Here is a 13,204-nt window from a genome sequence, read left to right on the forward strand (position 1 = left end):
CTATTTTGTTGTTTTGCGGATATGGTATTCTAAACCATACAAACGCCGTTAAAGGAAATATCCAAAAGGAATAATGACAATGTTCGATTATAAAAGCGCTATATTTTCGAAAATCAATGGTGCAGGATTTATTCTTTTATGGCTATTCGTTTTCTCTTGGCTGCCGCTTTTCTGCCATTCCAGCGAGGGACGTTTTTTGAAATTATTCTGGTTTGAAAGTGGAATCGAACATGGCAATCCCTCGTACAATTCCCGCTTTCGCGTCAATGCTCCCGAATCCGTACTCCATCCCGCCTTCAAAGACCGCGGCGAAGTCCGGGGCAACGGCATGATGCTCATTCTCATGGAAGAAGATTTAAGCCAATTGGCAGGCGCGGAACTCTATCTCGAAGTCTGGGGCGGCCATCCCGGTACGGCGAACAAGCGCGTCTCCATCAATGGCCGCAGCGTTTACGGCCTAGCCGATGCCGGGACGGAAGACCGCCATTGCTCCTATAGTTATCCGCTAATCCCGCTCAAAATCACCGATCTATGCAACGGCTATAACGCCTTCCAATTCGCTTGCGATGCGGGTTCTTCCTTTTGGGGGCATTTTATCGTCGATAATGCCTGCCTGCGCGCGGAATTGAAACCGCAACATCCTTTCCTGGCGAAAGAAGGACTTGTTGATTTTCAGGCCGCCGTCCATATTCTCCCATCTATTTCAAACGAGGAAATGATTCCTATCCAACTATCTTTCCCCCAAAGCTTTTTATCGCAGATCGAACGCGTCGATTTCGAGGGGTATTATATCGGTTACGACGAGAACGGGGATGGAAAAACCAAAGATTGGCATGGATTCACAAAGGATAAACGGCCCGCCGCCATCATCGGATCGGCTCATTCGGCTCCTTTTGCGGCGAAATGGAACGCGTCCATGCTGCCAACGCAGAAAGGCATGGCTGTCCGCGCCATCGTTCATTTTAAGAATCATCGCGATCTCGTTTATATTACGCCGCCGCTTGACGGCATAACATCCCCTATTCGAACCGGATGCGATGTCGATATCTATTACTCACACGATTTGCCGAAGCCTTTTTGGTCGCGGGCCAACAAATCGGCGTCTTGCTCCATCGATGTGGACGCCGATAGGAGCCGCGTTGAACGAGCGGAATTGCATGTCGCCATCTGGGATGGAGGCCGGGGCGAAACGAAAAATCCATTTACGCTCAACGGGCATCCTCTTGAGGCCGTGGGAGAAGGCAAGCATGACGTCATTTATCGCGTACTCCCTATCGATCCCGCCATTGTAAAAAACGGTCCCAATCGCATCGAACTCCTTTCCAGCACGGAACATCACGGCATCGAAGTTTTACTGCCAGGACCCGCCCTTATCGTCCGGCATCGTAAACCATAATCGAAAAAAGAAGAAAGAAATCGTACTTATGCGTTAAGTTGCCCGCCGAATCAATATATAATTATAGAACGATGTTTGCTTCATACAATCCATTGTGATGTCCAAAATTAATTACTCCTTTTTTCAAAGTTCTATAAAATTAATGGAGAGGCCATAAATATATTTTTTTCCCCGGAGGGAAAAATTGGTTATTTCTATCCGTCGATTTTTTGCCGATTTTTTAATGGTTTATTTGCCGTGGATGCTGAGTTCGGCCCCCGTCTCCGCCGCTTCGGTGGAATTAACGCCGCTCGATAAGGAAAGTCATTTTTCGGAAACATGGGAATACGTTTCCTTTCTTAAAGACGCCGGTTTGACTTATCGATCCATATATTTTATCGATTTCGATCGCCATGGCGTTGTTTGGATCGCCGCTTCGGACGGTCTATATAGCTATGACGGCTATGGCTGGAAACGCTATACGAAACAAAACGGACTGCCCAGCAATTTCATTCGTTGCGTACGCATCGTCCGCGACGGGACGTTGTGGGTAGGAACCGATCAAGGCGCGGGGACGTTCGACGGGAAAAGATACGATGCGCATGGTTCGGAAACGGGTTTAGCGGGTCCCAGCGTTCGCCGAATCGTCGAAGACCCCGATGGAAGCCTCTGGTTTTGCTGCGATCGCTGGCCGGAATACAATGTTCAGGGCGGATTGAGCCGATACGCCGACGGCCGATGGACCGTCTATCGGAGGGAGAATGGATTCCCCAGCGATTATGTGATCGATTATTTTCGCGATTCGCAAAACCGGCAATTCGTTATGACGGGCAATCGTGGACTAGTTCAACAAGAGAGCGATCGATGGTTTTACCCTTTATCCAGTTTTGGTTTGCATAAAGACGAAAATCTGTGGTGCGCTGCGGAATCGCCCGTGGACGGCGTTATGATCGCCTCCTTCGAAGGCGCTTATGTTTGGAAAAACGGTCAATGGCGTTTCTTTTCCAATCCATCGAATCTTACGCCCCTTCCTAATCAAAGGGTTCATCAATTATGTACTTCGCGGGACGGCCGCATCTTATCGTTCAATAAAGCATCCGGCGAACAATTCATGTATCTCTTGGAGTGGAGGGAAGACCATTTCGAACCAATTACCTCCATGCCGTATCCGGGCGATCAATGGGTGGAAACAGTGGCGGAAGCGCCGGACGGCTCGATATGGTGCGGGGGAAAAAACCTTCTGCTTCGTTGGACGAAGAGACAGAAGGAATGGATGACTTTTAAAGAATTTCCGGAACCGCATTTCTACGACAATCGGGGAAGAACCTGGTTTGTAGGAAAAGATGCGATTATCCGTTCGGCCTCTGGCGGGTGGGAACCTTGGGAACAGACAAAGGGTCTTTTTTTTCAAGACGGCGCTGGCGGCGTTTGGCGATGGAGTGAATCCCAATTAACTCGCTGGCATAAAGAAGGCGAAACGCAATACGGCGCCCAAGGCATGACTTTGAAAACCATTGATGGCGTAATCCCGGACGCCGAGAATCGTATCTGGTTTTACGGTAAAAAAGAGGAGGGAAAACTAGGGATCGATCTTTTTGCGGAAGAAAAATGGATGGCTATCGACGTTGCGGGATTCGAAAATCGACGAATCATCGATATTTGTTCCGATCCCAAAGAAGGCGTCTGGCTTCTCCTTTCGACGGATCAAGCCTCATTGTTCCAACTTGTACGTCTTTCTCCATCCGGAAAAAATCCCAAATTTGTTGACATCGATTTTCCGATGATTATTCCGCCAAAGATATTTGTGGATCATACGGGTACTATCTGGTTATATGGTTCCAATATTCTCTACTTTCGCCAACCGGATCAAAACCAAGAGTGGACCAGAGAGAATAAGACCGTCGGCGGCGTGATCCTTGGCGTCTATGAAAACGTTCATGGCCTGTGGTTCGTATGCGATTGTGGTTCTTACGGCCTATCCGGAATCTCTCGTTTGAAGGATGGCGTATGGGATAACATATGGGATCAAATCGTTTTTACGGCGAAAAATCCGGATGGCTCTATTGTTTTCGTAGGATATGACACGATTTACGTCTCTTCCGTATTCGTTAAGGAATCCTATCGTATAACCTTGCCGCGGCATGGTTACATTTCGGGCGCCGTCCTCGAAAGTACCGGAGTGCTATGGATACGCATCGACAGCGATGTTTATCGTTTCAGTTCCGATCGCATTCCTCCTGAGACAATTCTTTCTCCCGATTCCGGGCCTTTTTATCATGGCGATAATATTGTTTGCGGCCTCACAGCTATCGAGTTCGGTCTTCCGCGCGGCATACACAGAAATTTCCGCTATTCCATGCGTCTCGACAGCGAACCTTGGCCGCTTTTTTCCCATTTGCCCGATATCTTTATCGATACGCGGACGATGGCTGTCGGCAAGCATTCGCTGGAAGTCCGGGCGCGGGACGAAGGATTGGATGTCGATCCCACCCCGGCGCGATGGGAATTCGCCATTCTGCCTAAACCGCTGCAAGAACGAGAGTGGTTTACGTTCGCCGTGTCGGGGATCATCGTTCTCATCGTTTCGCTGGCGGCAGCCGCTTCGATTCTGGCTCTGATCGCCGTTCGAACGAGAAATCAGGCGCAGCAGGAGAGAAAAGCGCTTCAGTGGATTTCACAAAAATTGGCGGGATCGTTGACCGCCAAGGAAATCGCCCGCCTGGCGGCGGAAGAATCGCAAAGAATATTCCATCACGACGCTTTCTTTTTGGATATTTTCAATCCATCGAAAACGCATCTCCTAGGCATCTATAACGAAGATACGCCGCCGGATGGCAAAAAACCCGTCGAAGTTCCTTCCACAACATTCGATATTCAATCCATAGAAAACAAATATTCTATTAATTTAAAAGTCCTATTAGGCGAAACTGTTCTCATCAACCGCCCATCAGAAGCAAAAACTAGTTCCTTTCTACCTTTTGGATACAAAGACCGTCTTTCCCGTTCGCTTATGTTTGTTCCTCTGGTTTGGGAAAATGAAACCATAGGCAGTCTTTCCGTTCAAAGCTATACGCCCGGCCGCTACAAGGAAAAAGATTTGAGCTTGCTGAAATCCTTCGCCGACAATTGCAGCGGCGCGCTGGCTCGCGTGCGCGCCGAAGAAGCTTTGAAGCAAAGCGAAGAACAGTTGCAGCAATCCCAAAAAATGGAAGCTGTCGGAAGGTTGGCGGGAGGCATCGCGCACGATTTTAACAATCTGTTGATGGCCATTATAGGCTATGGCGATCTGGCGTTGAAAAAACTCGATGCGAATGCTTCCCAGCGGAAATATATCGAAGAAATGATCAAAGCGGGAAACCGCGCCGCTGCCTTGACGCAACAGCTTCTCGCTTTCAGCCGCAAGCAGATCGTTCAACCCAAAGTTTTCAATCCGAATACTATCATCTACGATATGAACAAAATGCTTCAGCGGTTGATTGGGGAAGATATCGAAGTCGTCATGGATTTAGATCCTTCTCTCGGCTGCGTCAAAGCCGATCCCGGCCAGATCGAGCAAGTGATCGTCAATCTATTCGTCAACGCCCGCGACGCCATGCTCCAAGGAGGACGGCTTACGATCCTAACGAGGAATATCGATTTTCTGGATATCCGCGCGACGGAACGGCTCAGCCTCCCTCCTGGACCTTATGTTCTTCTGTTCATCGAAGATACGGGACATGGAATCGAGAAATCAATCCAAGAGAAAATTTTCGAACCGTTTTTCACGACAAAAGAAATAAACAAAGGCGCCGGATTGGGACTTTCGACTGTATATGGGATTGTTAAACAGAGCGGAGGCGCCATCGCCGTCGACAGCGAGCCGGGCAAAGGTTCCGCTTTTTCCATTTATTTGCCGCGCGTGGACTCCCTGCCCGACGCAATACAGAAAGATCCGCCCTCTCCCAAATCCAGCAGGGGCGCGGAAACGATTCTATTGGCGGAAGATCAGGAACTAGTAAGAGATTTGGCGGCTCGCGCCTTGCGGGAAAACGGATACGCCGTATTGGAAGCGGCGAACGGCGCCGAAGCCGTACAACTACATGAACAATTCAAAGACGTTATCCATCTGCTGCTGACGGACGTGATTATGCCGGGCATGAGCGGCAGAGAATTATCCAAACGAATAACCGCCCAGCGGCCGGAAATTCGCACGATCTATATTTCCGGTTATTCTGAAGATGTTATTAGTCATCACGGCGTATTGGAACCGGGGACGACGCTTTTGAAAAAACCTTTTGCCAATGACGTTATGCTTCAAGAAATCAGAAAAGTCTTGGATAAATCGGAATGACTTTTTTATCGCATCGCGAAAGACATTAAAAATGGCTTTGCGAATATAGGGGTGTTAAGCGCTTTCCTTCTTTTCCATTTCCTGCGTCTCCGTTTCCTTTTGTTCTTCCTCGTTGGATTCCGGGGTCGGTATTTTGTTTTCCGGCGGCGGAAAGTTTATGGACAATGTTTTACGGCATTTCGCGGCCAGCAATTCGTGTGTGAAAGGCTTAATAACATAATCGTTGGCGCCGGCTTTGAGGGCGTTAACGACTTGTTTTTTTTCGGCGTTGGTCGTGGCCATGATAATCGGCGTATTGATTCCCAGGGACCGCATCGCGATGACCGCATCCAGACCGGAGAGGGCGGGCATGTTCCAGTCCATCATAATCAAATCGTAATTTTGGGTTCTCGCGGCTTCAAGAGCTTTTTTTCCGTCCTCCGCCTCGTCGAAATGAGTAAAGCCCGGGATGGAGGAAAGCGCGGCAATCACGTATTTCCTCATAGCCCCCGAATCGTCGACTACTAGAACTTTCATCGTGTAATTTTTTACCCTTGGAGAATCGATTTATTCTTTGAAAAGGCTCAGAATAATTTTTAACGCGAATACGACAAACATTCAGGACTTTAATTCGAAAACCGAATTGCAGCCGTTATGAAGGACTAAAAGAGGAACAAAAAAAAACGATTCTGCCTCCAAACCACTTTATATAAACATATTATACAAATACGTTTATTTATAGCATATTATTTTTCAAATGGCAAGTCTACTTGACAAATGAAAATCAAGGCCGCTTTCTCATTTTCGAGAAGCGGCCTGTTTCGAATATTTGAAAACAAAGACGCAAGAATAGCTACGCGAACTGTACGCCTATCTTTGCGCCTGTCGCGCGAACGTATTCGGAGGCCTGCGCGTACTCTTCGGCAGTGGAGAGATGTTCGAGCATCAGGGGAACGCCGGACAATCGGCTCAGTTCGCGCAAGTATACCCCATAATCCAATCCCCCCAGGCCGGGACGGATTTCGTCGAGATGCGTAGTAAGTTTCTCCTGCAAGATAATATCCTTGCCGTGACAGCTGCGGATATAGGGGCCGAGTTTGGCAAAGCATTCGCGAATCAATGCGCCGTTGCCGAAATAGCGCTGTGGGCTGCATATGAGGTTGACGGGATCGAGATGGGCGGCGAAAGCTTGGCGGTCGATAGCCTTGATGAGATCGAGATAGGAATCGGGAGAATCGGGATAGGCCCAGGGCATGGTTTCCAATGTGTAGAAAGTGCGCTTGGGCTTGACGGCGTCGATGACGCTGCGCGTCGTCTCTACGATCATATCGAACGTCTCTTTCGTAAAATTATCCTTGTCAGGGCCGTCCCAAACCTTCCCCCGCGAACCGCAGATATTGACGCAGCATCGGGCGCCGATGCGTTCCGCCAGGGCTAATTGCTCGCGGCAGTATTCCAGCGCCTGGCGGCGCTTGGCCTCGTCGGGATCCATAGGATTGTTCCATACGCCCACTTCGGAGATGACGATTCCCGCTTTTTCGGCGGCGGCGGCGTAAGCGTTGACGACGTCATCGCTTTGCTTATTGTTTACGGGGCAATAAGCGGCGCTGTAGCCGAGGCGCTTAACAATAGCAACCCATTGCTCCGGCGATTCGTATTTCTCCATCACCGGTCCGCCGAGCCGGATGGGATAGGTTTTCTCTTCCGCGCGGGAAACTTGGTTTGCCGTTAAAAATGCGGCGGCCGCCATCGACTGCTTTGTAAAATCGCGCCGGGTTATTTTTCCGTTCTTATTCATTGGATTTCCCTTTCCGAAGGTATGCATTGCGAATCTTCCGTCAGTATACGGGATGAAGGGAGCTTGTTTCCAGGGTTGTTTCAAGGGCATGGAATCGGATTGATCGGAATCAATTCGTTTTTAGAAAGCGGGAAAGGGGATAAACCCATAAATTCCCCGGTTCGTTGCAAAGAACCAAATTCTCCTTATCGAAACAAAGCCCTTCGCATTGTTCATAGTCTATCTCGATGCGATGCGCCGGAGGATTCCATAAGTCTTTCTCCTCTTTCGCAGAAAAGAAGAAAATCTCCTCATAGGTCAAAACCGCCAACAGGTTATGCGGTTTGGAATAGGCCGCGTCCGTCACTTCTCCGCGAATTTCCATTCTCCCCACTTCCTGCGCTATATTCGTTTCTTTTTCCTTCAAGGATTCGAGGCGAAAGACGATCGGTTTTTCATCGTCTTTTTTCGTCTTCGTGATGAGATAAAATCGGCCCATCATGGAAAAAAAAGCTTCGCAGTTATGCGCTTTTTCGTCGGAATACGTGAAGGCAAAGGACGCGGCGCCGCTGATTTTCTTGGCGCCTGGAGCAGGTTCTTTTACTTTATATAAATGCCGGAGTTCTCGTTTTTTGTCATTATCGCCGAATCCTCCGATATAGAGAAATCCGTCGTCTCCGCGCAGCGCGGCCTCCCAATCGTCGTTCTCCCATTCCGTCAAAACCGTTTTTTGCTGGATCTCTCCCTTACGGTCGAATCGGAAAATCTCGGCGTCGTTCCCTCGGTCGTTATGCCCCCAATATTCACCCGGCTGAGCGGCGGGCGCGATTCCCGACAATTCTTCGAGCTTGTCTCCCTTAATTTTCGCCGCCGGTTCGTCGTCCAACTTTGGGATGGCGTTGAAAACGATGAGCGGCGAATCGCGATCCACAGTTGACCGAGAGTACCGATTGTCCGCCCCTTTGGCGGCGGGAAGGCTTGTAGGCTTCGTTTCTACAACCGCCGCCAGCTTCGAATCGTTGCGAATCGCCGGTATTTCCTTCGGACTGATGGCGGTCGTCGCATCGAAAATAATGGCGGACTTTGCATCGTCGCTCGCAGCGGGTTTCGTTTCCTGGCTGATGGGGCGCTTTGAGCCGCCGTTCAAGGCGCGAGTTGGAACCTCCCCGGTTTTTATGGGGGTTGGATCCGACAAGCAGGAATATAACGACAGCCATAACGCCGTCGATGCCATAAAGGCGAGCGGCTTTTTCATTTTAAAATTTTACCTGGGGGGCTTCGCGCATGGCGGCGTCTTCGATCTCGAAGAACTCGCGCTTATCGAAGCTGAACATCCCGGCGATGATGTTGGAGGGAAACACCTCAATGCGGTTGTTCAGATCGCGAACATTGGCGTTATAAAAACGGCGCGAACGTTGAATGCGGTCTTCCGTATTGCCCAATTCGCCTTGCAATTGTAGAAAATTCTGATTGGCCTTCAAATCGGGATAGCTCTCCGCCAGCGCGAAAAGTTGACGCATGGCGCCCATAAGGACATTTTCGTCCTGCGCCTGCGATTCCGGCGAACCGGCGTTGGCGGCGGCATTGTTGCGCGCCTGGATGACGCGCTCGAAGACCTCTTTTTCATGAGCCGCGTAGCCCTTGACCGTCTCGATCATGTTGGGGATCAGATCGTAGCGGCGGCGCAATTCCGTATCGATATCCGCCCATGATTCGTTGCAGGCGTTTTTCAGGCGCACAAGGCCATTGTACATCATCGCAATCCATAGGATGAAGATAAGGAAAAAGACGGCTAAACCAATAATGATCGGCGAAATCATCAATTCTCTCCCTTCATTAAAAACAGGTTATTAAATGTTTTCATCGTTGTGCGACGTATCATTTGCTAAAATGTTCGCTATTTCTTTCGATACAGGAGGTATATTTACGGTTGAGGTTTTCCAAATGATATTCAAATTGATGTCGAAATATCCATGAATCAGCCGGTTCCGTATTCGGATCATTTGTTGCCAGGGAACTTGCGGGTATTGATCTGTAATTTCATTGGAAATTTTCGAGGCGGTTTCTCCCATGATTTCAACTAATTTAATCACGGTAAACATAAAAAACCGGTCAGTGTTCAAATCTTCCCGGCTGCGATTTTTGGTTATATCCACCAATTCATCGGCGGCTTGTTGAATAGGCTGCAATCGAATCCAATCACTTTTCTTCATAAAGAACCTCTGCGGACGCTATCACTTCATCACGAAAATACTGGCTTAAATCTTCCGCAGTGCGCATTTCAACCTCACGCCCGAAATGCTCCATCAATTCAAATTCCATTCCCGCCAGATCGATCAAACCCGGTTCCTGATCCGGCAAAAATTCCACTAAGATGTCAATATCGCTCTCTGCGTGCATTTCTCCCCGCAAAGCAGAGCCAAAGAGTGATAGTTTTCGAATACGATTCTTCCGGCAAAAAACCTCTAATTCTTTCGGTGATATGTTTAAAACAGGATTAATATGGATCGTTTCGCTCATGAGAATTTCTCCATAACTTGCCGTATTCAATGGCCTTGATTATCCGAAATTATAACAGAAAACTCCAGCAAATTAGGTTCTCTTTCATTGTTAATCCCACAGAAATTAAAAATTCAAAATTTTTCTATTTTTGATTTTGAATTTTTGATTTTGAATTATGTTTTCATGCGTTGATTTTACAATGGATGTTAAAATTCGTAAAATCGCATCTGATTCTTCAAGGTAAGGCTCTATTTCATTTTCGATAACCAAATTTGAATCTCTTATTAATCTTAGCCAATAATTACACTCACTGGCTTCTTTTGAAGCAATCGACATCTTCGATAAGAAATCCGCTCGGCTTTGTCCTGCCAGCGCTTCTTCGACATTAGCGCCATTGCTGGTTCCAGATCGCAACAATTGTTTGGATAAAACAAATTCTCTTTTTTCAACCATCGATTGATACAAAGAAATGATTTTCAAGGCGAATTGATAACTTTTTTCTTTAATTAGGTTCTCTTTCATTGTTAATCCCACAAAAATTAAGAATTAAGAATTCAAAATTCAGAATTTTTTCAATTCGCGAATTAAATAATCCGGTAAAAGATCGAGCAAGCCATGAATGACGTCGATGGCGGCTTCGAAATCCGCCGGACAAAACGTTTTGTCCCGGTAAGCGATAATATCATATCCCTGAAAATCAAGTTGGAAACGGGGCGCGTTCATAAGAAATTCCATGGCGCGTTGGTGGATCACATCAAAGGCCCAACGCTTGTCGGGCGATTTGACGTAGAACTGGCGGCTGAATTCCGCCGATTCGAAATCGATATCGTCGAATCCCAGAAATTCGGTAATCTTGTCGAAGAATCCTTCTGGACGGATGAAGAGCGGTTTCATAGGCCATTCTGTTTTCACGGCGGCGGCGGAAAAATAATGATGATGCGTTTCCCGGTTTCCCTTGGAGTCGGTGGAATAGGTCTCGTAATGATAATCGAAGGCGCATAGGCCTCGCTGCTTCCATTCGCCCTCCATAATGTTGTAAGCGTAACGATGGGAACCTTCTTGGAGGCAGGAAAACGAGTTATAGCGATTATCCATCGCATGATCGTTATCGGGATGGAAACGCAGACCATTCGATTGCGCCCACTCCATCAACTCTTTCTTCCGTTTTTGCGCCTGGATGAATCCCATAATGGCGAGAAAGACGATGGCGAACAAAACCAAGAGTACGATAAAATATTCAGGCATAAGTTTATAACCGCCGATAAAGGGAATGATGGAAAAAAAAGTCATTATTCCAAACGCATCAAGAGAAAAATTATTGCATAGAACTCAATGGGATGGGAAGTTGGCTGCGAAAATGGATGAGTAGAACGCAGCCGGAAGGGGATGTATCCGAATAGAACCATACGATCGTAAAGCGATTGCGAAATTTCTTCGCCGGAGATTCGGAAGGATTGGCGAATCTTCTTTGTTCTTCTTTTTTACGGGCTATAATTAGGATGGATATCGAAAGAGATTCGTATTAATATTACGATTAAATATTTCTGGAATTCGATGGATTTGAATTGATTATACGTATATAATGATGGGAATTATATATTGATTTTATATTCGAAAAACTGAACTTTTATGGGGAATTTATTTAAATTGCGTTTGATAAAATATCTTGAATAAAGATTTTTACATGCTAAAATGATGGCAAATATTTCGAATAAAGGTGAATTTCCGCATCGATTGAGGTAATCATCTATGATTGACGAACATAATGATAATCGAAATTCCGGCAATGGCGATGAACTGTTCGATGAAGAAGCCTTGCGCGAAGCGGAGAAGTATTTTAAGGAAGCGGCGGAGGAGTTGGAAAAAGAGTTAGGCGACGATTATTCCTCTCCGGCGGATCTGATCGCGGAAAAAATCGAATCAGGCTCGTCGGCTCAAGAAGCGGTAAGAGACGTTGTCTTCGATACATTAGGAGATGTATTTCTTGACGAAGATTTAGACCGCGACGAAATTGACGCTCTGGTGGAAGACGGTTGCGAAACCGTTAAAGAGAAAAAAAAGGAATTGTATCGCATACTGGAAGAGTTGGATTCCGAATCGCCGACCAAGAGCATAAAGGACGTCGCGGCGGTTTTTTCCAGCCTTTTGGAAATTCAAAGTCAATTATGCCTGCAGAAAACGGAAGGCGTAATAACGGTTCGGTCTCGCCTTTTCAATTTTTTTAATCCCAAAACCTGTTCCACCGGCACGCAGCAACTGTTGCGCCAGGAGATCGCGCTGATCTTCACGCCGGAAGAAGTACGCGCCATCCGAGTTAAATTGTCCAAGTTGGAAGAGAACGATCCTATGCAGGCTTTTTTCACGATGATCGTGGATCAAGCCTACGATATCGTGCAGCATAACGAAATGACTGGTCATTTGCTTCTGGAAATGGCCAATTATTTCATAAGGAAATTGGAAATCGGCGGATATAACCGCACTCCTAAGGTTTTGGAATTTCGGGAAAGGCAGGATCGATCGAAAATCTCGCTGGAGAAGGCGATCGACGAATTGAGGGATTTGGAAGTCGTAATTAATCGGCATCTGCGCGATAGGCCGATTTTGTTGGAATTGCCCAAATTGATCCGAGCCTTAATCCAGATCAAGTTGGGTTTGCTCAATCCGAAACTTGCGCCGAAAATCGTGGATCAGATCCGAGGCAAGATTGGCGATTACTCGCGGGCGCGCAGCATCGTCGCTTTCGATTTTAATCGCCTTCCTTCTTTTCAGCACGGCCTGCATCTTCGCCAGAGCATCGTCTTGAATCTGCAAAAAGACGTCGTGAAATACAGTAAAGAGGTTTTCAATCAGGAATTCGCCGCCATTCGGGACGATTTCGAGCGATTCCTGCAACAGATCGAAGACGTGGCGCAAACCCTCGATCCCCAATCCCCGCAATTCATCGAGTTGATGAAGCGCAAAGCGCAAATTCAGAAGAAGCTGGAAAATCACCGCAGAAAATTGCGCGTTCTCGATAACCAACAATCGCTCATCGATATCCAGCATTCGTTAGTGTCGGAAGCGATCCAGCGCTACAACAAGAACGAAGCGCTGCAAAAAAAGGTGGAGGAGCAATTGCAATCGCAAATCTTCATCGATCCGGAAAAAGTCCGCCAAGTAGATATGTCGGAGAAAAAGAGATCCAGCCGCATGGTCATGGCTCCCCGAAGAAACCGCGACGAGTCCTAACGCTTTCCACCCT

11 protein-coding genes are annotated in these 13,204 nt (G+C 47.5%); 3 read left to right on the top strand and 8 right to left on the bottom strand.

Annotated elements, in window-relative coordinates; all coding sequences use genetic code 11:
- Nucleotides 1-79: 79 nt before the first annotated feature.
- Together AB1656_13325 and AB1656_13330 are read left to right on the top strand one after the other, a co-directional pair.
- Nucleotides 80-1,396, top strand: a complete 1,317-nt coding sequence (locus tag AB1656_13325; protein ID MEW6236362.1) for a hypothetical protein — start codon at nt 80-82, stop codon at nt 1,394-1,396.
- 184 nt (nt 1,397-1,580) lie between these two features.
- Complete coding sequence (locus AB1656_13330; GenBank protein MEW6236363.1) at nt 1,581-5,705, top strand: ATP-binding protein; 4,125 nt, start codon at nt 1,581-1,583, stop codon at nt 5,703-5,705.
- 54 nt (nt 5,706-5,759) lie between these two features.
- On the opposite strand, the gene AB1656_13335 is transcribed toward AB1656_13330, so the two are convergent.
- The 8 genes from AB1656_13335 to AB1656_13370 form a co-directional block, all read right to left on the bottom strand.
- Complete coding sequence (locus AB1656_13335; protein MEW6236364.1) at nt 5,760-6,221, bottom strand: response regulator; 462 nt, start codon at nt 6,219-6,221, stop codon at nt 5,760-5,762.
- A 316-nt stretch (nt 6,222-6,537) separates the two neighbouring features.
- Entirely contained in the window at nt 6,538-7,482 is a 945-nt protein-coding gene (locus AB1656_13340; protein MEW6236365.1) for a sugar phosphate isomerase/epimerase, read from the bottom strand.
- A 109-nt stretch (nt 7,483-7,591) separates the two neighbouring features.
- Nucleotides 7,592-8,716, bottom strand: coding sequence for a hypothetical protein (locus tag AB1656_13345; GenBank protein ID MEW6236366.1), 1,125 nt, complete (start codon nt 8,714-8,716; stop codon nt 7,592-7,594).
- 1 nt (nt 8,717) lies between these two features.
- Nucleotides 8,718-9,281, bottom strand: coding sequence for a LemA family protein (locus tag AB1656_13350; GenBank protein MEW6236367.1), 564 nt, complete (start codon nt 9,279-9,281; stop codon nt 8,718-8,720).
- A 30-nt stretch (nt 9,282-9,311) separates the two neighbouring features.
- Nucleotides 9,312-9,674 (bottom strand): HepT-like ribonuclease domain-containing protein, encoded by a 363-nt coding sequence (locus tag AB1656_13355; protein ID MEW6236368.1) that lies wholly within the window; start codon nt 9,672-9,674, stop codon nt 9,312-9,314.
- Complete coding sequence (locus AB1656_13360) at nt 9,661-9,981, bottom strand: nucleotidyltransferase domain-containing protein (protein ID MEW6236369.1); 321 nt, start codon at nt 9,979-9,981, stop codon at nt 9,661-9,663. The genes AB1656_13355 and AB1656_13360 overlap by 14 nt, the downstream gene beginning before the upstream one ends.
- 105 nt (nt 9,982-10,086) lie before the next feature.
- Nucleotides 10,087-10,485, bottom strand: coding sequence for a four helix bundle protein (locus AB1656_13365; protein ID MEW6236370.1), 399 nt, complete (start codon nt 10,483-10,485; stop codon nt 10,087-10,089).
- A gap of 39 nt (nt 10,486-10,524) precedes the next feature.
- Complete coding sequence (locus AB1656_13370) at nt 10,525-11,208, bottom strand: hypothetical protein (GenBank protein ID MEW6236371.1); 684 nt, start codon at nt 11,206-11,208, stop codon at nt 10,525-10,527.
- Nucleotides 11,209-11,712: 504 nt separating this feature from the next.
- Between AB1656_13370 and AB1656_13375 the strand changes: the two genes are divergently transcribed.
- The gene (locus AB1656_13375; protein MEW6236372.1) at nt 11,713-13,191 is read left to right on the top strand and encodes a hypothetical protein; all 1,479 of its coding nucleotides are present in this window, start codon (nt 11,713-11,715) and stop codon (nt 13,189-13,191) included.
- Nucleotides 13,192-13,204 lie beyond the last annotated feature (13 nt).

The organism is Candidatus Omnitrophota bacterium, from assembly GCA_040755155.1.
Taxonomy (GTDB): Bacteria; Hinthialibacterota; Hinthialibacteria; order Hinthialibacterales; family Hinthialibacteraceae; genus JBFMBP01.

What these genes read in the sequence shown, in the direction of transcription:
- AB1656_13325 (MEW6236362.1), top strand. Translation starts at nt 80, where the DNA reads ATGTTCGATTATAAAAGCGCTATATTTTCGAAAATCAATGGTGCAGGA.
- AB1656_13335 (MEW6236364.1), bottom strand. Translation starts at nt 6,221, where the DNA reads ATGAAAGTTCTAGTAGTCGACGATTCGGGGGCTATGAGGAAATACGTG.
- AB1656_13340 (MEW6236365.1), bottom strand. Translation starts at nt 7,482, where the DNA reads ATGAATAAGAACGGAAAAATAACCCGGCGCGATTTTACAAAGCAGTCG.
- AB1656_13345 (MEW6236366.1), bottom strand. Translation starts at nt 8,716, where the DNA reads ATGAAAAAGCCGCTCGCCTTTATGGCATCGACGGCGTTATGGCTGTCG.
- AB1656_13350 (MEW6236367.1), bottom strand. Translation starts at nt 9,281, where the DNA reads ATGATTTCGCCGATCATTATTGGTTTAGCCGTCTTTTTCCTTATCTTC.
- AB1656_13355 (MEW6236368.1), bottom strand. Translation starts at nt 9,674, where the DNA reads ATGAAGAAAAGTGATTGGATTCGATTGCAGCCTATTCAACAAGCCGCC.
- AB1656_13360 (MEW6236369.1), bottom strand. Translation starts at nt 9,981, where the DNA reads ATGAGCGAAACGATCCATATTAATCCTGTTTTAAACATATCACCGAAA.
- AB1656_13365 (MEW6236370.1), bottom strand. Translation starts at nt 10,485, where the DNA reads ATGAAAGAGAACCTAATTAAAGAAAAAAGTTATCAATTCGCCTTGAAA.
- AB1656_13370 (MEW6236371.1), bottom strand. Translation starts at nt 11,208, where the DNA reads ATGCCTGAATATTTTATCGTACTCTTGGTTTTGTTCGCCATCGTCTTT.
- AB1656_13375 (MEW6236372.1), top strand. Translation starts at nt 11,713, where the DNA reads ATGATTGACGAACATAATGATAATCGAAATTCCGGCAATGGCGATGAA.